20 protein-coding genes, 1 tRNA gene, 1 other RNA gene and 1 pseudogene are annotated in these 19,152 nt (G+C 69.8%); 16 read left to right on the top strand and 7 right to left on the bottom strand.

The window, feature by feature from the left end:
* Both H0B54_RS30165 and tkt read right to left on the bottom strand, forming a co-directional pair.
* On the bottom strand, positions 1–82 hold an 82-nt coding region (locus H0B54_RS30165), incomplete at its 3' end, for a glyceraldehyde 3-phosphate dehydrogenase NAD-binding domain-containing protein (protein ID WP_188259490.1).
* Positions 83–226: 144 nt separating this feature from the next.
* Positions 227–2,239: a transketolase gene (gene tkt, locus H0B54_RS05080; protein ID WP_188259470.1), complete on the bottom strand. Its 2,013-nt coding sequence runs from the start codon at positions 2,237–2,239 to the stop codon at positions 227–229.
* A 328-nt stretch (positions 2,240–2,567) separates the two neighbouring features.
* Here tkt and H0B54_RS05075 point away from each other — a divergent pair, with 328 nt between their 5' ends.
* The 16 genes and pseudogenes from H0B54_RS05075 to pal all read left to right on the top strand — a co-directional run bounded on the left by H0B54_RS05075 (position 2,568) and on the right by pal (position 13,302).
* A complete protein-coding gene (locus H0B54_RS05075) occupies positions 2,568–2,792 on the top strand; it encodes a hypothetical protein (protein ID WP_188259469.1) in 225 nt (74 codons plus the stop codon).
* A gap of 3 nt (positions 2,793–2,795) precedes the next feature.
* A complete protein-coding gene (locus tag H0B54_RS05070) occupies positions 2,796–3,110 on the top strand; it encodes a cell division protein ZapA (RefSeq protein ID WP_014240504.1) in 315 nt (104 codons plus the stop codon).
* Between the two features lie 13 nt (positions 3,111–3,123).
* Positions 3,124–3,283, top strand: a non-coding RNA gene (gene ssrS / locus H0B54_RS05065) — 6S RNA.
* 39 nt (positions 3,284–3,322) lie between these two features.
* The gene (locus H0B54_RS05060; protein ID WP_188259468.1) at positions 3,323–3,931 is read left to right on the top strand and encodes a 5-formyltetrahydrofolate cyclo-ligase; all 609 of its coding nucleotides are present in this window, start codon (positions 3,323–3,325) and stop codon (positions 3,929–3,931) included.
* 12 nt (positions 3,932–3,943) lie between these two features.
* Complete coding sequence (locus tag H0B54_RS05055; RefSeq protein ID WP_188259467.1) at positions 3,944–4,765, top strand: TIGR00282 family metallophosphoesterase; 822 nt, start codon at positions 3,944–3,946, stop codon at positions 4,763–4,765.
* A gap of 200 nt (positions 4,766–4,965) precedes the next feature.
* Positions 4,966–5,718 carry a YebC/PmpR family DNA-binding transcriptional regulator gene (locus H0B54_RS05050; RefSeq protein ID WP_094307524.1) on the top strand — a complete coding sequence of 251 codons (753 nt, stop codon included), beginning with the start codon at positions 4,966–4,968 and terminating at the stop codon, positions 5,716–5,718.
* Positions 5,719–5,747: 29 nt separating this feature from the next.
* Positions 5,748–6,305, top strand: a pseudogene (gene ruvC, locus H0B54_RS29645) (crossover junction endodeoxyribonuclease RuvC); the annotation flags it as partial.
* Positions 6,306–6,344: 39 nt separating this feature from the next.
* Positions 6,345–6,803 carry an endonuclease domain-containing protein gene (locus H0B54_RS29640; protein WP_246472343.1) on the top strand — a complete coding sequence of 153 codons (459 nt, stop codon included), beginning with the start codon at positions 6,345–6,347 and terminating at the stop codon, positions 6,801–6,803.
* Positions 6,800–7,429, top strand: a complete 630-nt coding sequence (ruvA, locus tag H0B54_RS05040; RefSeq protein ID WP_188259465.1) for a Holliday junction branch migration protein RuvA — start codon at positions 6,800–6,802, stop codon at positions 7,427–7,429. The genes H0B54_RS29640 and ruvA overlap by 4 nt, the downstream gene beginning before the upstream one ends.
* Positions 7,426–8,517 (top strand): Holliday junction branch migration DNA helicase RuvB, encoded by a 1,092-nt coding sequence (gene ruvB / locus H0B54_RS05035; protein ID WP_188259464.1) that lies wholly within the window; start codon positions 7,426–7,428, stop codon positions 8,515–8,517. Before ruvA ends, ruvB begins: the two co-directional genes overlap by 4 nt.
* Positions 8,510–8,995 carry a tol-pal system-associated acyl-CoA thioesterase gene (gene ybgC / locus H0B54_RS05030; protein ID WP_188259463.1) on the top strand — a complete coding sequence of 162 codons (486 nt, stop codon included), beginning with the start codon at positions 8,510–8,512 and terminating at the stop codon, positions 8,993–8,995. Before ruvB ends, ybgC begins: the two co-directional genes overlap by 8 nt.
* A gap of 5 nt (positions 8,996–9,000) precedes the next feature.
* Complete coding sequence (gene tolQ / locus H0B54_RS05025) at positions 9,001–9,723, top strand: protein TolQ (protein WP_094307519.1); 723 nt, start codon at positions 9,001–9,003, stop codon at positions 9,721–9,723.
* 1 nt (position 9,724) lies between these two features.
* Positions 9,725–10,207: a protein TolR gene (gene tolR, locus H0B54_RS05020; protein ID WP_014240514.1), complete on the top strand. Its 483-nt coding sequence runs from the start codon at positions 9,725–9,727 to the stop codon at positions 10,205–10,207.
* Between the two features lie 28 nt (positions 10,208–10,235).
* Positions 10,236–11,321: a TonB C-terminal domain-containing protein gene (locus tag H0B54_RS05015; protein ID WP_188259462.1), complete on the top strand. Its 1,086-nt coding sequence runs from the start codon at positions 10,236–10,238 to the stop codon at positions 11,319–11,321.
* 2 nt (positions 11,322–11,323) lie between these two features.
* Positions 11,324–12,676: a Tol-Pal system beta propeller repeat protein TolB gene (gene tolB / locus H0B54_RS05010; RefSeq protein ID WP_094307343.1), complete on the top strand. Its 1,353-nt coding sequence runs from the start codon at positions 11,324–11,326 to the stop codon at positions 12,674–12,676.
* Positions 12,677–12,825: 149 nt separating this feature from the next.
* Positions 12,826–13,302: a peptidoglycan-associated lipoprotein Pal gene (pal, locus tag H0B54_RS05005; protein WP_094307342.1), complete on the top strand. Its 477-nt coding sequence runs from the start codon at positions 12,826–12,828 to the stop codon at positions 13,300–13,302.
* A 360-nt stretch (positions 13,303–13,662) separates the two neighbouring features.
* Here pal and H0B54_RS05000 read toward each other — a convergent pair.
* The 5 genes from H0B54_RS05000 to H0B54_RS04980 all read right to left on the bottom strand — a co-directional run bounded on the left by H0B54_RS05000 (position 13,663) and on the right by H0B54_RS04980 (position 19,115).
* Positions 13,663–13,737, bottom strand: a tRNA-Thr gene (locus tag H0B54_RS05000).
* Between the two features lie 163 nt (positions 13,738–13,900).
* The gene (locus H0B54_RS04995) at positions 13,901–15,883 is read right to left on the bottom strand and encodes a polysaccharide biosynthesis protein (RefSeq protein WP_188259461.1); all 1,983 of its coding nucleotides are present in this window, start codon (positions 15,881–15,883) and stop codon (positions 13,901–13,903) included.
* Positions 15,884–15,955: 72 nt separating this feature from the next.
* Entirely contained in the window at positions 15,956–16,924 is a 969-nt protein-coding gene (locus H0B54_RS04990) for an NAD-dependent epimerase/dehydratase family protein (RefSeq protein ID WP_188259460.1), read from the bottom strand.
* Positions 16,924–17,940, bottom strand: a complete 1,017-nt coding sequence (locus H0B54_RS04985) for an MraY family glycosyltransferase (protein ID WP_188259459.1) — start codon at positions 17,938–17,940, stop codon at positions 16,924–16,926. Before H0B54_RS04985 ends, H0B54_RS04990 begins: the two co-directional genes overlap by 1 nt.
* Positions 17,937–19,115 (bottom strand): glycosyltransferase family 4 protein, encoded by a 1,179-nt coding sequence (locus tag H0B54_RS04980; RefSeq protein WP_343068897.1) that lies wholly within the window; start codon positions 19,113–19,115, stop codon positions 17,937–17,939. Before H0B54_RS04980 ends, H0B54_RS04985 begins: the two co-directional genes overlap by 4 nt.
* Between the last annotated feature and the right edge of the window lie 37 nt (positions 19,116–19,152).

Here is a 19,152-nt window from a genome sequence, read left to right as displayed (position 1 = left end):
CGTTGCGGCCGCTCTCGTAGATGGCCCGCAGAACCAGACGGCCGATACGGCCAAAACCGTTGATCGCTACCCGAACAGCCATTGTTTTTCCTCCAGTCTGGCATTCCCCGACCCCGAACCATCCGGCTTGGGGCGGTAACTCCCGGCCCCGGATGTGTGGTCCGGGGCGGTCATTGTCAGCCCCGGGCCGTCGGCCCGGAGCCCGATCCCACGAAAGCTCGCTCTTTTACAGGCGCGCCTTCGCCGCGGCGACCACGGCCTCGGCGGTAATGCCGAAGTGCTTGTAGAGTTCCTGATAGGGGGCCGACTCGCCGAAGCCGCTCATGCCGACGAAGGCGACGGCCGTGGCGCCCGGATAGCCCAGCCAGCGGTCCCAGCCCTGGCGGACGGCGGCCTCGACCGCGACGCGGACGCCGCTGCCCAGAACCGACGCCTTGTAGGCGTCGTCCTGCGCCTCGAACAGCTCGAAGCTCGGGATCGACACCACGGCGGCGCCAATGCCCTCGGCCTGGAGCGCCTTGCGGGCCTCGGCGGCCAGCGAGACTTCCGAGCCGGTGGCGAGCAGCGTCACCTTGCGCTCGCCCTCGGCCTCCTGCAGCACGTAGCCGCCGCGGGCGGAGCGGTTCTCCGCCGCGTGCTCGGTGCGCAGGGTCGGCACGTTCTGGCGGGTCAGCGCCAGGACGGACGGGCCGTTGACGCGCTCCAGGGCGATCTGCCAGCACTCCGCGGTCTCCACGGCGTCGGCCGGGCGCAGAGTCAGCAGGTTCGGGATGGCGCGCAGAGCGGCCAGATGCTCCACCGGCTGGTGGGTTGGGCCGTCCTCGCCGAGGCCGATCGAGTCGTGGGTCATCACGAAGATCGAGCGCTGCTTCATCAGCGCGGCCAGGCGGATCGACGGACGGCAGTAATCGGCGAACTGCATGAAGGTGCCGCCGTAGGGAATGACGCCGCCGTGCAGCGCCATGCCGTTCATGACGGTGGCCATGCCATGCTCGCGCACGCCGTAGCGGACGTAGCGGCCGTTGAACTCACCGCGGCCCTTCACGTCGGCGGTGTTCTTCGCCTTGGTGTTGTTCGACGGGGTGAGGTCGGCGGAGCCGCCGATCATCTCCGGCACCGCCGGGACCAGGACGTCGAGCACGTTGCCCGAGGCGACGCGGGTCGCCCAGCTCGGCTTGTCCTCCGACACCTTCTTCTTGAAGGCGGCGATCAGCTCGTCCAGGCCGGCGGGGACGCCGCGCTCCATGGCCGCCTCGAACGCCTTGCGGGCGGACGGGTCCAGCGCCGCGACGCGCTGCGCCCAGTCGGCGTAGGCGGCGTCGGCGCGGGTGCCGGCGGCGCGCCAGGCGTTCAGCACGTCCTGCGGGACGACGAAGGCCTCGTGCGGCCAGCCGAGATTCTCACGGGTGGCGGCCACCTCGTCGGCGCCCAGCGGCGAGCCGTGGCAGCCGTGGGTGTTGGCCTTGTTCGGGGCGCCCTTGCCGATGATGGTGCGGCAGGCGATCAGCGTCGGCTTGTCGGAGGTCTGCGCGGCCTCGATGGCCTTGGCGACGGCGTCCGGATCGTGGCCGTCGACGGTCGCCGTGTTCCAGCCGTAGGAGCGGAAGCGGGCCGGCGTGTCGTCGGTGAAGCTGAGGTCGGTCGGGCCATCGATGGAGATGTGGTTGTCGTCCCACAGCACGATCAGGCGGTTCAGCCCGAGATGGCCGGCCAGCGAGCAGGCCTCGTGGCTGACGCCCTCCATCAGGTCGCCGTCCGAGGCGATGACGTAGGTGAAGTGGTTGATCAGGTCGTCGCCGAAGCGGGCATTGGTGATCCGCTCCGCCAGAGCGAAACCGACGGCGGTCGAGACGCCCTGGCCCAGCGGCCCGGTGGTCATCTCGATGCCCAGCGAGGGGTCGACCTCCGGATGGCCCGGCGTCAGGCTGCCGAGCTGGCGGAAGCGCTTCAGCTCGTCGATGGTCATCCGCTCATAACCGGTCAGGTAGCCCAGCGAGTAGATCAGCATCGAGCCGTGGCCCGCCGACAGGATGAAGCGGTCGCGGTCGGCCCAGGCCGGCTGCTTCGGGTTGAACTTCAGGAAGCGCGTGAACAGCACCGTGGCCACGTCGGCCATGCCCATCGGCATGCCGGGGTGGCCGGACTTCGCGGCCTCCACCGCGTCCATGGACAGCGCGCGGATGGCGTTCGCCATGGTGGTGATGGGGGCGGGCGGGGTGGCGGCGGAAGCAGCGGACATCGGGCAGGGTTCCTGAAGAATGTTCCCGTGGGCAGGCGGGCAGCGAGCGGCGTGGGCCGAACGGGGTCGGGCAACACCGATTGGGCGGGAAACAAGGCTTCCCGCAGGACGCGCGCACCATGCAGAACCCGTGTGCGCAGGTCAACACGGGAATGGGGATGGCGGTCCGGCTTCCGGCGCATTGTGACGGCGCCGTTTCCACCGCAATCTGCGGCGTAATTCCGGTTGACGGGGCGGCATGGCCGGCCCAACTGTAGCGCTCGGCATTTTATGCATGTGCGAACTGCAGCCCGCCAGCCGTCCATCCGTCCGTCAAGGTTCCCCGCCCATGGATTCCCTGAAAGCCGCGCTCGACCGCCTCTCCAAGGCCGTGGATCGTCTGGAGCATGCCGCGTGCGCCCGCGAGGAACGGGTGGCCAAGCGCGAGCAGGAGCTGAGCGATTCCCTGCGCGAGGCCCGCATCGAGCAGGCGCGCGCCCAGGAGAACGCGGAAACCGTGTCGAAGCGTCTGGAGGCGGCCATCGGCCGTCTCGAAGCGGTTCTGGAGAATTGAGCCATGGCCCAGGTGGACATCGAGGTGAACGGGCGCGCCTACCGCGTCTTCTGCCAGGACGGCCAGGAGGCCCGCCTGCGTGAGCTGGCCGGCTTCGTCGACGCCAAGCTGAAGCAGGTGACCGGCGGCGGGAAATCCGGGTCGGAAGCGCAGATGCTCGTCCTGACCGCCATCGTCATGGCCGACGAGATGCAGGACGTCATGGCCGGCCGCGGCCTTGCCCCGCTGTCCACGGTCAACGAGGCCGAGGTGGCCGCCGCCGTGGATAATGTCGCCTTGCGCATTGAAGAGGTTGCCGCGCGGCTCGAGCGCGCCTAAGTTAGCTCTTGGAAGGTCGCTGCCTGGTTCGTCAGGTCGCAATAATCCCCAGGGCCGATAATCTTAGACTCTCGGGAGCTGTCCCTGTCCGGACCCTGGTCCGGGTACACGGCGCCCACCTGCTCTGCAGGTCATGGAGGATAAGCAATGCCAACGGCCAAGGCGGCACCTTCCGCCTCTCCCCTGATTTTCCCCGACGTTTCCAGGCGACGATGACCGACCCGCGCGCGGCCAAGGACGCCGCCCGAGCCCAGGCGCGCGCCCGGCGCGACTCCCTCAGCGACGACCGGATGCGCGCTTTTGCCGCGGACGCCCTGCGCGACCGCTTCCTGGAGGAGCTGGTCCGGCCGGGGCTGATTCCCGACGGCCCGGTCGCCGGCTATTGGCCGCTCGGTTCCGAACTCGACGTACGGCCTCTGCTGCTCCATCTTAGGACGGGCGGGCGCTCCATCGCGCTTCCGGTGTCCGGGCCGCGCGGGCAGGCATTGACCTTCCGCGACTGGGACCCGGCGCAGCCGCTGGCCGCCGGCCGCTACGGAATCCAGGAGCCGGACGCCGACCGGCCCGAGGTGGTTCCGGCGGTGCTGCTGGTGCCGATGCTGGCCTTCGACCGCAGCGGACACCGTCTGGGCTACGGCGCCGGCTATTACGACCGGACGCTCGACGCACTGCGCGCCGCCCGGTCGCCGTCCGATGGCCCGATTCTGGCAGTCGGGATGGCCTTCGCCGCGCAGGAGATGGACGCTGTGCCCTGCGGGGCGCACGACGAGCGGCTCGATTGGATTCTGACGGAGCGCGAGACGCTCCGCTTTACGCAGTGAAGGTTGGGGACGATGCGGCTTTTGTTTCTCGGTGATGTGGTGGGGCGGACGGGACGCGACGCGGTGATCGCGCACATGCCGATGCTGCGCGACCGGCTGGACCCCGACCTGACCGTGGTCAACGGCGAGAACGCCGCCGGCGGCTTCGGCATCACCGTCAAGATCGCCGAGGAGTTCTTCGCGGCCGGGGTGGACGTGGTGACTTTGGGCAACCACAGCTGGGACCAGAAGGAACTGGTCGCGGCGATCGACCAGCAGCCGCGCATCATCCGCCCGCTGAACTACCCGGAAGGCACTCCGGGGCGCGGCTTCGTGCTGCTGCAGGCGCGGGGCGGGCGCAAGGTGCTGGTCATGAACGTGATGCTGCGCCTGTTCATGGACCCGCTGGACGACCCCTTCGCCGCGGTGGACCGGGTGCTGCGCGCCCACCGGCTGGGCCCCAACGGCGCCGACGCCATCCTGGTCGACGTCCATGGCGAGGCGACCAGCGAGAAGATGATCATGGGCCATTTCTGCGACGGCCGGGCCTCGCTGGTGGTCGGCACGCACAGCCATGTCCCGACGGCGGACCATGTGGTGATGAAGGGCGGCACCGCCTATCTGACCGACGCCGGCATGTGCGGCGACTATGACAGCGCCATCGGCATGAAGAAGGAGGTCGCCATGGCCAAGCTGATCCGCAAGCTGCCGACCGAGCGGCTGAGCCCGGCGGAAGGCGAGGCCACCGTCTGCGGCTGCTACGTCGAGACGGACGACCGCACCGGCCTCGCCACCAGCATCCAGCCGTTGCGGCTGGGCGGGCGGCTGAGCCAGTCCGTGCCGGTGCGGGGCTGAGCGACACCGCCGGCCCAGCCCCCGTGGAGCGCAAAAGGGGCGCCCCAATACTGCCATATTGACTTTCTATATGGGTAGGTGTCGTCTCCGGCGCCGAAGGCGTGCGGTGGCGCACAAGAACTGGTACATGTGTCCCACCGCTTACCAAGCTGTTTCACAAGACCTTGTATCTTTGAATCCATCTGGGGCTCGTTCGACGCATGGCCGGTCATAGCCAATTCAAGAACATCATGCACCGCAAGGGCGCGCAGGACGCCAAGCGGTCGAAGATCTTCAACAAGCTCGCCCGCGAGATCACCGTGGCGGCCAAGGGCGGCCTGCCGGACCCGGCGGCCAACCCGCGCCTGCGCGCCGCGATCACCGCGGCCCGCACGCAGAACATGCCGCGCGACCGCATCGACCGCGCGATCAAGCAGGGCACGCCCGGCGGTGGCGACGACGCGAACTATGAAGAGGTGCGGTACGAGGGCTACGGCCCCGGCGGAGTCGCGCTGATCGTCGACGCGCTGACCGACAACCGCAACCGCACCGCCTCGGAAGTGCGCTCCGCCTTCACCAAGTACGGCGGCTCGCTGGGTGAGACGAACTCGGTCAGCTTCATGTTCAGCCGCGTCGGCGCGATCTACTACCCGGCCGGTGCCGCGGCGGCGGACGCCGTGTTCGAGGTGGCTCTGGAAGCCGGCGCGGAGGACGTGGCGTCCGACGAGAACGGTCATGAGGTCACCACGACGGTGGAGAACTTCGCCGTCGTGCGCGACGCGCTGGAGGCCAAGTTCGGCGGTGCGGAGAGCGCGCGCCTGACCTGGAAGCCGCTGAACACCGTCGCCCCGTCCGAGGACGCCGCCGCCAGCCTGCTGAAGCTGCTGGACGTGCTGGAGGACAACGACGACGTCCAGACCGTCGAAGGCAACTTCGACATCTCCGACGAGCTGATGCAGAAGCTGACGGCCTGATCTCAGGCCGCGGAGCGGAGGGAACCGGGGTGCTTGGGCAGGCCGGAAGGAGCGGGGCGGCGCAACAGCCGCCCGTACGCCTGTTGGGGCTGGACCCCGGCCTGCGGCACACCGGCTGGGGCGTCATCGACGTGTCCGGCAACCGGCTGACCCATGTGGCGGACGGCGCCGTCCATTCCGACGACGGCCGTCCGCTCGCCGAGCGGCTCTGCCAGCTTCACGAGGCGCTGACCGAGGTGCTGGAACGCTACCGCCCCGACGAGGCGGCGGTGGAGGAGACCTTCGTCAACAGCAACGCGGTCTCCACGCTGAAGCTGGGGCAGGCGCGGGCGGTGGCCCTGCTGGTTCCGGCGTTGGCCGGGCTGTCGGTGGCGGAATACGCCAACAACATGGTGAAGAAGGCCGTGGTGGGGCAGGGCCGGGCCGACAAGACGCAGGTGCAGGCCATGGTGCGCCTGCTGCTTCCCGGCTGCGCCATCACCACGCCGGACGCCGCGGACGCGCTCGCCGTGGCGATTTGCCACGCGCATCACCGCCAGTCCCTCCTGTCCTGGCCACCGGCGTCTTCCCCCTCCCCGGGGGGGAGAGGGCGGGGTGGGGGGGTGCAACTTCTGGCGCGCGGCAAAATGGGCGGCGTTCCCCCCTCACCCCAACCCTCTCCCCGGGGGGGAGAGGGGGAGTGGGGAGTCCTGGCGCAAAAGAAGCCGTCCGAGGTTCAGACCGTTCGGGCACGGCAGTTGCGGCGTGATTCCACGGACGTCGAAAAGTTGCTGTGGCAGCGGCTGCGGAACGCCCAGATGGGGGCGAAATTCCGCCGTCAGGAACCGATATTGGGCTTTACGGTGGACTTCGTGGCCCACGACCACCGTCTGGTCATCGAACTGGACGGTGGACAGCATGCGGATCGCGTCGAACAGGACCAGCGCCGGACCCGCATGCTGGAGCAGGCGGGTTTCCGCGTGCTGCGCTTCTGGAACAACGAATTGAACGAGAACCTGGACGGGGTCCTTGAAACGATCAAGGCCCGCCTCGACGAAACAACCATTCTGCGGCGCCAGCCGTCCGGTAGGGAGTCACTTCCATGATCGCCAAGCTCACCGGTGTCGTGGATTCGGTCGGGACCGACTGGGTGGTGGTGGACGTCAACGGGGTCGGCTACCAAGTCGCCTGTTCAAACCGCACGCTGTCGCGCATGGCGGTGGGGGAGCGGCGGGCGCTGGTCGTCGAGACCTTCATCCGCGACGACCGGATCACCCTCTACGGCTTCGCCGATGCCGGCGAGCGCGACTGGTTCCGGCTGCTGACCACCATCCAGGGCGTCGGCTCGCGCCTCGCCTTGTCGATCCTCGGCGTGCTGGACCCCGACCAGCTCACCCGCGCCATCGCCGCGCAGGACAAGACGGCGCTCACCCGCGCCGACGGCGTGGGGCCGAAGGTGGCCGCGCGCATCGTCAACGAGTTGAAGGACAAGGTGGGCAACCTCACCCTCGGCGCCTCGGCCTCCGCCGCTCCGGCGGCGGGCGGCAAGGCGGCGCCGACGGCGGGCGGCCCCGACAACATGGTCATGGCGGACGCCGTCTCGGCCCTCGTCAACCTCGGCTACGGGCGGTCGGAGGCGTTCGGCGCCGTCGTGGCCGCCGGGCGCAAGCTGGGCGACGGGGCCGGCGTGTCGGAGCTGATCCGCCATGGCCTTAAGGAACTCAGCCAATGACCGCCGACCAGAACGGCACCGATCCCGACCGGCTGGTGCAGCCGGGGCGGGGCGCCGGCGATTCCGGTGAAGCCTCGATCCGCCCGCTCTCGCTCGCCGAGTTCATCGGCCAGCGGCAGGCGCGCGAGAACCTGTCGATCTTCATCCAGGCCGCCCGCTCCCGCGGGGAGGCGCTGGACCATGTGCTGCTGTTCGGCCCGCCGGGCCTCGGCAAGACGACGCTGGCCCAGATCGTCTCGCGCGAGCTGGGGGTGGGCTTCCGCGCGACCTCCGGCCCGGTCATCGCGCGGGCCGGCGACCTCGCCGCGCTGCTGACCAACCTGCAGCCGCACGACGTCCTCTTCATCGACGAGATTCATCGCCTTAATCCCGCCGTGGAGGAGGTGCTCTATCCCGCTATGGAGGATTTCCAGCTCGACCTCATCATCGGCGAAGGCCCGTCGGCGCGGTCCATCCGGATCGACCTGCCGCCCTTCACGTTGGTCGGCGCGACGACCCGGTCCGGCCTGATCACGCGCCCCCTGCGTGAACGGTTCGGCATTCCCGTGCGGCTGCAGTTCTACGAGCCGGACGAGTTGGAGCTGATCGTCCGCCGCGCCGCGGGCGTGCTCAACATGCTCATCACGCCGGAAGGGGCGCGGGAGATCGCCAACCGGTCGCGCGGGACGCCGCGCGTGTCGGGCCGGCTGCTGCGCCGGGTGCGCGACTTCGCCGCGGTGGCCGGCGTGCCGGAGGTGGACGCGCGCATCGCCGACGCCGCCTTGACCCGGCTGGAGGTCGACCGGCTCGGCCTCGACAGCATGGACCGGCGCTATCTGGGCATCATCGCCAACAACTACGGCGGCGGCCCGGTTGGCGTGGACACGCTGGGCGCCGCGCTCGGCGAGCAGCGCGACGTGCTGGAGGAGGTGGTGGAGCCCTACCTGATCCAGCAGGGCTTCCTGCAGCGGACCCCGCGCGGGCGCATGCTGACCGACCAGGGCTTCCGCTATCTGGGCCTCAACCCACCCTCGGCGCCGACGCGGCAGTTCGACCTGCTGGACCGGCTGTCGGAGGCCAACCCGGACCCGGAGGACGGCGATGTCTGACGCCGCCCTGGCTCCGCAGCCAAATCTCTCGGGCTGGTTTGACGAGAACGCGCAGCACAGGCTGCGCTTGCGGGTCTACTACGAGGACACGGACGCCGGGGGTCTGGTGTATCACGCCAACTACCTGCGCTTCTTCGAGCGGGCGCGCACCGAGATGCTGCGGCTGGCCGGATTCACCAACGCCGGGCTGGCCGAAAGCGACGGTGTGTCATTTGCGGTACGACGGGCGGAGATCGATTTTGTCGCTCCCGCAAAGCTCGAGGATACGCTTGAAGTGGTGACGCGAATCACCGATACCGGCGGTGCCTCCTTCGCAGTTGCACAACTTGTCCGTCGCGACGGCCGTGACCTCGCGCGGGCGGTGATTCAGCTGGCGATGATCAATTTGACCGGTAACCGGGCCGGACGTCCCGCGCGCCTTCCGGCGCCGGTCCGCGAGGCGCTCTTCGATTTGTACAAAAGGCAGAAGCGAGACTGACTGCGATGGATCTGAATTCCGCCCAGGTGGTCGGGGCCGCGGCGAAGGCTCACGACATCACGATGTGGGGCCTGTTCTGGCAGGCCGACATGATCGTCAAGGTCGTGATGCTGATGCTGCTGGTTGCCTCGGTGTGGTGCTGGGCCATCATCATCGAGAAGCTGATGCGCATCCGCCGCTTGAACGCGCAGGCGGACGCCTTCGAGGAAAGCTTCTGGTCCGGCGGTTCGCTGGACGCGCTGTACGATCGCATCGGCCAGAACCCGACCGATCCGATGTCGGCGACCTTCGCCGCCGGCATGCGCGAATGGCGCCACGCCGCCGACCGCGGCATCGGCTCCATGAAGGGCTCGCTGCAGCAGCGGGTCGAGCGCGTGATGTCGGTGACCATCGGGCGCGAGATGCTGCGCGCCGAACGCTACATGACCTTCCTGGCGTCGGTCGGTTCGACGGCCCCCTTCATCGGCCTGTTCGGCACGGTGTGGGGCATCATGAACTCCTTCACCTCCATCGCCGCGTCGGGCAACACCAGCCTCGCCGTCGTCGCCCCCGGCATCGCCGAGGCGCTGTTCGCCACGGCGCTGGGTCTCGTGGCCGCCATTCCCGCCGTGATCTCGTACAACAAGTTCACCACCGACCTCGGCCGCTACGCCGACCGGCTGGAGACCTTCTCGGGCGAGTTCTCGGCGATCCTGTCGCGCCACCTCGAGGAGCGGGGAGCCGCCTGACATGGGAGCCCAGCTCGCAGGAAAGGGCGGCCACGGACGAGGCCGCCGCCGCGGATACCGCGCGATGGCCGACATCAACATGACGCCCTTCATCGACGTCATGCTCGTGCTGCTGATCGTCTTCATGGTCGCGGCACCGCTGCTGACCGTCGGCGTGCCGGTGGATCTGCCGAAGACCAACGCCGCCCCGCTGGAGGCGCAGAAGGACCCGCTGTTCGTGACCGTCCAGTCCGACGGCCGGGTCTATGTGCAGGAGACGGCGGTGGAGACGGCCAACATGGTGCCGCTGCTGATCGCCGTCACCAACAACAACCCAGACGCCCGCATCCTGGTGCGCGGCGACGCGAAGATCGCCTACGGCAAGATGCTGGAGGTGATGGGCACCATGAGCGCCGCCGGCTTCAAGAAGGTCGGGCTGGTCGCCGAGATGCCCAGCGGGCCGGGCGCCACCGGGCCGCGCGTCGGCGGCTCGGCGCAGCGCTGAGACGCCACGGCGAGTTGAAGGCTGACCCATGCGCAAACCCCTGATCGCCTCGGCAACGCTGCACGTCGCGCTGGTCGCGCTGTTCGTGCTCGGCATGCCGCCCAGCGATCGCAAGCTGGACATCCCCGAGTCCATCCCGATCGAGATCGTGGACATGGGCGAGGTGACCCAGGCCGCGCGCGTCGACAAGGGCGAGCCCAAGCCGTCGGCCCCGAAGCCGCCGGTGCCCGAGGCCAAGCCGAGTCCGCCGGCCCCCGCGCCGCCGGAACCGGCCAGCGAGCCGCCGCCCCCGCCGCCGCCCCGGCCCGAGCCGAAGGTTCCGGAGCCGCCCAAGGTCGCCCAGGTGACGCCGCCCCCGGCGCGCGAACCGCCGCCGCCGCCCCGGCCGACTCCGCCCCCGCCGCCGCCCGATCCGGAGCCGGCGCCGGTGGTCAAGCCGCCCGAGCCCAAGCCGGAACCGAAGCCGCAGCCTCCGAAGCCGGAGCCGAAGAAGCCCGAACCGCCGAAGCCGGAACCGGCCAAACCGGAACCGCCCAAGCCCGAGCCCAAGAAGCCCGAGCCGGCCAAGCCGGAGGCGCCGAAGGCCGAGCCGAAGAAGCCGGAGAAGCCGCCGGAGAAGACCGACGCGCTGGCCGACCTTCTGAAGAACGTTCAGAAGAACGCCCCGGCCAAGCCGGCGGCCTCGGAGAGCAAGGCCGACGCCAAGCCGACCCAGCAGGCCGCCGCGTCGCAGGCGCCCTCAGGGGCCGCCAAGGCGGTGAACGGCCCCGACAAGCCGTTCAAGCCGTCGGGCCGCGCCATCGACGGCATCCGCGGCGCGGTGAGCAAGAACTGGAACTTCGACCCGGGCCGCAAGGACGCCGGGAACATGCAGGTGGAGATCATCGTTGAGCTGGGCCGCGACGGTTCGGTGCTGAACGCGACGATCAACGAGAAGTACCGCTCCCGCTACATGTCGGACGCGGCCTTCCGGGCATCGGCCGACGCCGCGCTGCGCGCGGTGAAGCGGGCCAGCCCCCTGCCCATCAGCGAATTTTCCGGCGACTTCACGCCCGCCCGGTATGAAGAGTGGCGTTACTTCGTGTTCAATTTCGACCCGAGGGACATGTTCTGACGATGACGAAGAAGACGAGGCTCCTGCTGAAGGCCGCCGGTTGCGCCGGCGCCCTGCTGCTCGCCCTCGGCGTCGCGGCGCCCGCCCCGGCCCGCGCCGAGGTGCGAATCGACATCACCAAGGGCGTGGTCGAGCCGCTGCCGATCGCCATCACCAGCTTCGCCGGAGCCGGCGGGCGCGAGGCGCAGGTCGGTTCGGACATCTCCAAGGTGGTCGCCGCCGACCTGGAGCGGTCGGGCCTGTTCCGTCCGCTCGACCCCAAGGGCTTCCTGCAGACCCCGGACCAGCTCCGCTCCGGCGAGCCGCGCTATCAGGACTGGCGCGCCGTCGGCGCCCAGGCGCTGGTCGCCGGCAACACCACCGCCATGGGCGACGGCCGCATGAAGGTCGACTTCCGCCTGTGGGACGTCGCCGCCGGCCAGTACATGCAGGGGCTGAGCTACACCGCGACCGCCGACAGCTGGCGCCGCATCGCCCACATCGTCGCCGACGCCATCTACAAGCGGCTGACCGGCGAGGAGGGCTATTTCGACACGCGCATCGTCTATGTGGCCGAATCCGGCCCGGCCAACGCGCGCAAGAAGCAGCTCGCCATCATGGACCAGGACGGTGAGAACCACCAGTTCCTGACCGACGGCAAGAACCTCGTCCTGACGCCGCGCTTCTCGCCGGCGACCCAGGAAATCACGTACATGTCGTACTTCAACAAGAAGCCGCGCGTGTACCTGTTCAACATCGACAGCGGCCGCCAGGAAGTCCTCGGCGACTTCGTTGGCATGACCTTCGCCCCGCGCTTCTCGCCGGACGGCAACAAGGTCATCATGAGCATGGCGCAGAACGGCAACACCGACATCTACGCCCTGGACCTGCGGACCCGCCGCCAGACCCAGCTCACCGATTCGCCGGGCATCGACACCGGCCCCAGCTATTCGCCGGACGGCCAGCGCATCGTCTTCGAGTCGGACCGCGGCGGCAGCCAGCAGCTCTACATCATGAACGCGGACGGTTCGGGGCCGAAGCGCCTGACCTTCGGGGAGGGCCGCTACGGCACGCCGGTGTGGTCGCCGCGCGGCGACCTGATCGCCTTCACCCGGCAGCGGGGCAGCAACTTCGCGCTTGGCGTGATCCGTCCGGACGGCACCGGCGAGCGCATCCTGACCGAGTCGTTCCACGTCGAAGGCCCAACCTGGGCGCCGAACGGCCGCGTGCTGAGCTTCTTCCGCGACGTTCCGGCCGGGGACGGGCGTGGGCGAAGCGCGAAGCTCTACACGATCGACGTGACCGGGGCAAACGAACGCCGTGTGATCACTCCGCTCGACGGCTCCGATCCCGCATGGTCGCCCTTGATTCCCTAGTGGAGTAGCCCTATTTTGCGCGCGCAAGAACGTCGCTCAAGACGAAGGCCGGAAGTCGGTACTTCCGTCGGGGTCTGGCGGAAGTCGGCGCCGTTCTTCCTCCACAATCCGGTCAAAAACATCTCGTGTCGCTTAGGGGGTCATTAGACATGCGTATCAAGTATCTGAGCCTGATCGCGGCCGTCGCTCTGGTTGCCGCTTGCGAAACCGCTCCGAAGGATGCCGGCAACGCTTCGGGCAATGGCGCCGCCACCCAGTCCAGCATCCGCCCGGGCTCGCAGGAAGACCTGGTCGTCAACGTCGGCGACCGCGTGTTCTTCGGTCTCGACCGCTACGACCTGGCTCCGGAGGCTCGCGCCACCCTGGACCGTCAGTCTTCCTGGCTGAAGCAGTACCCGAACGTCACCGTGACCATCGAAGGCCACGCTGACGAGCGCGGCACCCGCGAGTACAACCTCGCCCTGGGTGAGCGTCGCGCCAACTCGGTGAAGAACTACCTCGTCGCCGGCGGCATCAACGCCTCGCGCGTCAAGGTCATCTCCTACGGCAAGGAGAAGCCGGCGGTCCTCGGCTCGAACGAGGCCTCCTGGGCGCAGAACCGCCGTGGCGTGACCGTCGTCGACTAACGACGGCGCCCGTCCGGGTTCCAGGGAAAACGCCGCTCCGGAGCGATCCGGGGCGGCGTTTTTCTTTGGGGTAGGGGAATTGCTGAAATTGGCGAGCCTTGCCCCCTCCCTAATCCTCCCCCGCTCTCGGCGGACCGAAGGTCCGCCTGCCGCGTCAGCGCGAACCTTTGGTTTGCGCGAGAGCTTCGCAGGGGAAGGGAGTGCTGCCGCTTAGCAGAAGGCACCCTCTCCCGCGACAGCGGGGGAGGGCCGGGGTCGGGGTAAGGCCCAATGCGCGCCCAAACGCAGAACGCAAAAAGCCACGCAAGCCGGACAACGGCTGCGCTTCAGCATTTGCAAGGAAACAACAAGGAGGGGGAATGGTGCTGCCAGAGAGGATTGAACTCTCGACCTCTCCCTTACCAAGGGAGTGCTCTACCACTGAGCTACGGCAGCGCCGGGACGGTGTTGCAGGCCGGGAAGAACTTGCGGCCAACCGTCGAAGTGGCGCGGGTTATGCCACAGGCTCTGCGCCGATGCAAGCGGGGAAGCACCTTATCCGCAAAGAAAAATGGGCGGGGAAATCCCCCGCCCATGGTCACGCCCGTTTCCGTGCTGGTCAGTTGGCGCCGCCCTGGTTCAGCGCCCCGGCTTCGCTCCCCGCCGCGGCGTTGAAGGCGCTCGGCGGCGGCAGGACCGCCTCGGCGCGGAAATCTGGGACGATGTTGGACAGGATCGTCATCACCCGCTCCGCATCCCCGGCCCGCGCCGCCGTTTCCAGTTCGCCCAGCGCGCGGTTGATGAGGGCGTAGTCGATCACCCGCGGGGAGGCCAGGAACACACCGTCGGCCTCCGTGCGCGACGGTGCCTCCGCCGAGGTCAGGATCTCCTCGAACAGCTTCTCGCCGGGGCGCAGGCCGGTGAACTCGATTTTGATGTCCTCGCCCGGACGATAGCCGGCCAACCGGATCATCTGCCGTGCGAGATCGACGATCTTCACCGGCTCGCCCATGTCGAGCACCAGCACCTTGCCGCGCTCCTCCGCGCGGGCGACGCCGTGGGCCGACGCCTGGAGCACCAGTTCCACCGCCTCGCGCACCGTCATGAAATAGCGGCGCATGTCGGGGTGGGTGACGGTCAGCGGGCCGCCTTTGGCGAGCTGGCGAGTGAACAGCGGCACCACCGACCCGCTGGAGCCCAGCACGTTGCCGAAGCGGACCGTCATGTAGCGGGTCGCCGTCTCGCCGCCGTCGCGCGGCGGCAGCATGTCGAGCGCCTGGCAGTAGCATTCGGCGAAGCGCTTGGTGGCGCCCATCACGCTGGTCGGGCGGATCGCCTTGTCGGTGGACACCAGGACCATCGCCTGGCAGCCACCCGCCCGCGCCGCGTCGGCGACGTTGCGGGTGCCGATGACGTTGGTCAGCGCACCTTCGGCCGGGTTGGCCTCGACCAGCGGCACATGCTTCAGCGCGGCGGCGTGGAAGACCATGTGAGGGCGCTGCGCCTGGAACAGGCGGAAGATGCGGTCGCGGTCACGCACGTCGGCGATCACCGCCTGGAGCGCCAGGGCGGGGAAGCGCTCCCGCATCTCCATCTCGATGGTGTAGAGGTTGAACTCCCCGGCGTCAACGAGGGTCAGCGTCTCCGGTTCGAGGGCGGCGATCTGGCGGACCAGCTCGCTGCCGATGGTGCCGCCCGCCCCGGTGACGACGACGCGGCGCCCGGTCACCAAGCTGGCAATGGCGCCGCGGTCGAGAACCGATTGGGGACGGCCCAGCAGGTCCTCCAGCGCGATCGGGCGCACCTCGATCTTGCCTTCGCCCAGCGCCGACTTGAACTCGGTCAGGCTGGGCAACCGGGCCATGGACAGGCCGAGGGACTCCGCCTGCTCCAGCAGGTCGCGCAGGACGGTGCCGGTCACATCGGCCTGGCCCTTGGCGACGATCAGCCGCTGCGGGCGGTCGCCGCGCTGCGCCAACTCCTCCACCACACGGGGCAGATCGTCGGGGCCGCCCAGCACCGGCACGCCGCGGATGGCGTGGCCGATGCGCCGGTTCTTGTCGTCGAGCAGGCCGACGACGCGGTAGGCGGCGCCGGCGTTCTGGTCCAGCGAGCGGATGAACAGCTCCGCCGCGTCGCTGACGCCCAGCAGAAGCACAGGGATGCGCGGCACCCCCGTCGAATCCCGGTCATGCAGGCCCAGCCGGCGGTCCTTCACGAGGCGGTAGGCGAAGCGCGGGCCGCCCAGCAGGACGAGCTGCACGAACCACAGGATCACCGGCAGGGAGCGCGGCAGGGATTCCAGCCGCGTCAGCAGGAACATGACCGCGACGAAGCACAGCACGACCATCGTGACCGCGCGCAGGAGCTGGGCCAGGTCGGGCACCGAGGCGTAGCGCCAGATGCCGCGGTACAGCCCGGAGAAGCGGAACGCCACCGCGCCGATCAGCACCAGAATGGGCAGCCCCGTCAGCAGCGGGTCTCTGTATTCGTTGAACGCCTGCTGGCCCACGCGCAGATACAGCGCCACAACCAGGGAAACGGCCGTCATCGTCAGGTCGTGCAGGTAGACGAGTGACGCCCGCGGGGACAGGATGCGCATGCGCTTTACCTTGGAATATCGCTTTGCCGGGGGCTGTTCCCTTTCGGGCAACCCTCGGACCATGATGGCCGTTCAGCCGCGCACAGCATTGAACCATTCGGCGGTCAGGCGCAAGCCGTACGCGGGATAACAGGGCGGGCGCCAGTTCAGCGCCCGGCGGATGGCCCCGTCGTCGATCACCAGCGAGCCGGCGACGCGGTCCAGCATCGCCTCGCGCCGGGCCAGCCGCGCGGCGAGCGCCAGCACGGAGGGCGGGACGGGCAGAAGGCGCGCGGGCTTGCCCAGCGCCTCCGCGATGGCGCGCACCAGCTCCGCCGTCGACATCGGGCGCCCGTCATGGACCAGGAACCGCCCGCCCGCCGCCTGCGGGTGGGTCAGGCATTCCTGGATGGCGTCGGCGAGATTGCCCACGAAGATCAGGCTGCGCCGGTTCTCCAGGGCGCCCAGCGGCAGGGGGATGCCGCGGTCCACCGCCTGCATCAGCCGCAGGAAATTGCCGCCCACGCCAGGGCCATAGACCAGTGGCGGACGGATCACCACGACCTCCAGCCCGGTGCGGGTGGAAATCTCGGCCAGAGCCCGCTCCGCCTCCAGCTTGGAGATGCCATAGGGGGAGTGCGGGTCGGGCTCCGTCTCCTCGCTCAGCTCGTCCGGGCGGCTCTCGTCGGCCAGCGCCTTGACGCTGCTGAGATAGACCATGCGCTTGACGCCGGCCGCCGCGGCGGCCTCGGCCAGCACGCGGGTGCCGGCGGTGTTGACGCGGCGGAAGGCGGCCAGCGGGTCGGACTCGCGGTCGCGCATGACATGGACGCGGGCGGCCAGATGGACCACCGCGTCCATGCCCTGGAGCGCGTTGCCCCAGGCGGTGGAGGGGCCGATGTCGCCGATGGTGACGGTCTCCGCCGCCTGCGGAACCGCGACGTCAGGGCGGCCATCTCCCTTTTGGCGGACCACGGCGCGCACGCTGTGCCCACGCGCCACCAGCAGAGGGATGACCGTCCGCGCGACGAAGCCGGTGGCCCCGGTGACCAGGACGCGCATCACGCCGCCGCCCGCACGGGCCGCGCCAGCAGGGCCAGCAGCAGCACGACCGCCGCGGCGCCCGCCGGGAGCACCACCCAACCGAGCGCCAGCGACGCCACGGCCAGCAGCAGCAGCGCGGCGTTCAGCGCCAGGACCAGCCGCACCACCTGCGCGTGGTTGCGTCCGCGCTGGGTGGCCTTCTGATAGAAATGCTCGCGGTGGGCCTGCCAGACCTTCTTGCCCTCGGCCAGACGGCGCAGCAGGGTGACGGTGGCGTCGGCCAGGAAATAGGCAGGGATCAGCAGGGCGGCGACCCACAGCCCCGACGCCGCCAGGGCCAGCAGCAGCCAGCCCAGCGTGAAGCCCAGCGGCACGCTCCCGACATCGCCCATGAAGAGTTTGGCGGGGTGCCAGTTCCACATCAGGAAGCCCAGCGCCGCCCCCGCCGCGGCCAAGCCGTAGAGGGCCAACGCCGGGTCGAGCGCACCGAACGCGGCGACCAGCGCCAGCCCGGCGCCGATGGACGCCGCCTCGCCGCCGGCCAGCCCATCAATGCCGTCCATGAAGTTGAACAGGTTGACGAACCACAGCCAGCCGACCGCGGCCACCAGCCGGTCCGCCCAGAAGGGCAGCAGCCCCTGGAAAACCAGCCCCTCGCCGGGAAGCGCGCCCCCGGGAAGAGCGATCAGCCCGGCGACCACCGCGGCGATCTGGGCGAGGAAGCGCGGCGCCGGACCCAGCCCGCGCCGGTCGTCCATCCAGGAGACGGCCATCAGCGCCACCGCCCCGACGAGGATCGGCAACGCCCGCAGCGGATCGTCCGCCGTCGCGGCGATGACCGCCCAGGCGGGCAGCAGGGTCAGCATCACGCCCCAACCGCCGCCGCGCGGCGTCGGGATGGAATGGCTGGAGCGGTCGTTCGGGTGATCGAGGATCGCCTTGCGCCGCAAATAGGCGAGCACCCGCCCGGTGAGCAGCCAGGACAGCGCGAAACTGCCGCACAAAGCGAGAAGCGGGGCCAATGGGCCGGTCATGACGCCTCCGCGACCGGGTCCGTGCCGGGCTGGGCCGAGGCCAGCAGGCGGCGGTACAGCTCGACCGTCTTGGCGCCCACCCGGTCGGCCGCCATGTCGGATTCGACCAGCCGCCGGCTGGCCGCGCCGAACCGCCGCCGCAGGGCGGCGTCGCGCACCAGGACCTCCAGCGCGTCGGCCAGGGCCGCCACGTCGCCGGGTGGGACCAGCAGGGCGTTCTCGCCCGCGCGCGCCACCTCGCGGCAGCCCGGCACGTCGGTGGCGACGATGGCCCGCCCGCAGGCCGCGGCCTCCAGCAGGCTTTTCGGCAACCCTTCGCCGCCCAGCGTCGGCAGCACGGCGACGTGGCAGCGTCGCCACAGATCGCGGATGTCGTCCAGATGGCCCGCCAGCTCGACGTTCGGGCGGGCGGCCCAGCCATCGAGAACCGGCTGCGGGAAGGAGGTGGGGTTCGCCGGGTCGGGTTGGCCGGCCAGGATCAGCCGCACGTCCAGCCCCCTCTCCAGCAGACGGCCGTGCGCCTCGACCAGCCGGTCCATGCCCTTGTTGGCGAGCAGGCGGGCGGCGCAGCCGATCGTCACCGGCGGCTCCGGCGGTTCGGGCAGGACGGCGTGGTGCGCCGTGTCGATGCCCGAACCGCGGATGATGCAGGTCTTGTCCGGGGTGAGCAGACGCTGCTCCAGCAGGGTCCGGCGGTCGTCCTCGTTCTGCAGGATGGTGACGCTGTTGGGACGGCGCAGCATGCAGCCCAGGACCGGCTTCGCCAGCAGCCCGGCCAGCCGCGCCTTGGCGCCGCCGGTGCCGAGAAACATCGTGCCGAGCCCGGCCAGGGCGTTCACCACGGCGGGAACACCGGCTTGCCACGCCGCCAGCCCGCCCAGGACGACCGGTTTCACCGCCACGTGATGGACGATGTCCGGCGCTTCCCGGCGATACAGGGCGGCGATCTCCGCCACGTCGGACAGGGCGCCCACCGGGTTGACGCTGCGCCGTTGCCAGGACAGCGGCAGCACGCGGAAGCCCTCGGCGGCGATGCGGTCGCCATGCCGGTCGATCCGGGCGGCCACTGCGACGTCGAAGCCGGAGTCGCGCGCGGCGCGGGCCATCGGCAGCCGATGCGACCAGAAATACCAGTCCTCGGTGACGAGGTAGATCAGCTTTGGTTTCACGGACACGGTGCGGGTCTCGGACGGGCGGGGCGGAACGGCGGAA

It is taken from the genome of Azospirillum tabaci, assembly GCF_014596085.1.
In the GTDB taxonomy this organism is placed as follows: Bacteria; Pseudomonadota; Alphaproteobacteria; order Azospirillales; family Azospirillaceae; genus Azospirillum; species Azospirillum tabaci.
This window is presented reverse-complemented; position numbering and strand designations above follow the sequence as displayed.

Bases quoted from the DNA above. Each gene is read 5' to 3' on its own strand.
- H0B54_RS05050 (WP_094307524.1), top strand. From the start codon at position 4,966: ATGGCCGGTCATAGCCAATTCAAGAACATCATGCACCGCAAGGGCGCG.
- ruvB (WP_188259464.1), top strand. From the start codon at position 7,426: ATGACCGCCGACCAGAACGGCACCGATCCCGACCGGCTGGTGCAGCCG.
- tkt (WP_188259470.1), bottom strand. From the start codon at position 2,239: ATGTCCGCTGCTTCCGCCGCCACCCCGCCCGCCCCCATCACCACCATG.
- ybgC (WP_188259463.1), top strand. From the start codon at position 8,510: ATGTCTGACGCCGCCCTGGCTCCGCAGCCAAATCTCTCGGGCTGGTTT.
- tolR (WP_014240514.1), top strand. From the start codon at position 9,725: ATGGGAGCCCAGCTCGCAGGAAAGGGCGGCCACGGACGAGGCCGCCGC.
- tolB (WP_094307343.1), top strand. From the start codon at position 11,324: ATGACGAAGAAGACGAGGCTCCTGCTGAAGGCCGCCGGTTGCGCCGGC.
- H0B54_RS04995 (WP_188259461.1), bottom strand. From the start codon at position 15,883: ATGCGCATCCTGTCCCCGCGGGCGTCACTCGTCTACCTGCACGACCTG.
- H0B54_RS05015 (WP_188259462.1), top strand. From the start codon at position 10,236: ATGCGCAAACCCCTGATCGCCTCGGCAACGCTGCACGTCGCGCTGGTC.
- H0B54_RS29640 (WP_246472343.1), top strand. From the start codon at position 6,345: ATGGGCGGCGTTCCCCCCTCACCCCAACCCTCTCCCCGGGGGGGAGAG.
- H0B54_RS04990 (WP_188259460.1), bottom strand. From the start codon at position 16,924: ATGCGCGTCCTGGTCACCGGGGCCACCGGCTTCGTCGCGCGGACGGTC.
- ruvA (WP_188259465.1), top strand. From the start codon at position 6,800: ATGATCGCCAAGCTCACCGGTGTCGTGGATTCGGTCGGGACCGACTGG.
- tolQ (WP_094307519.1), top strand. From the start codon at position 9,001: ATGGATCTGAATTCCGCCCAGGTGGTCGGGGCCGCGGCGAAGGCTCAC.
- H0B54_RS05060 (WP_188259468.1), top strand. From the start codon at position 3,323: ATGACCGACCCGCGCGCGGCCAAGGACGCCGCCCGAGCCCAGGCGCGC.
- H0B54_RS05075 (WP_188259469.1), top strand. From the start codon at position 2,568: ATGGATTCCCTGAAAGCCGCGCTCGACCGCCTCTCCAAGGCCGTGGAT.
- H0B54_RS04985 (WP_188259459.1), bottom strand. From the start codon at position 17,940: ATGACCGGCCCATTGGCCCCGCTTCTCGCTTTGTGCGGCAGTTTCGCG.
- pal (WP_094307342.1), top strand. From the start codon at position 12,826: ATGCGTATCAAGTATCTGAGCCTGATCGCGGCCGTCGCTCTGGTTGCC.
- H0B54_RS05070 (WP_014240504.1), top strand. From the start codon at position 2,796: ATGGCCCAGGTGGACATCGAGGTGAACGGGCGCGCCTACCGCGTCTTC.
- H0B54_RS05055 (WP_188259467.1), top strand. From the start codon at position 3,944: ATGCGGCTTTTGTTTCTCGGTGATGTGGTGGGGCGGACGGGACGCGAC.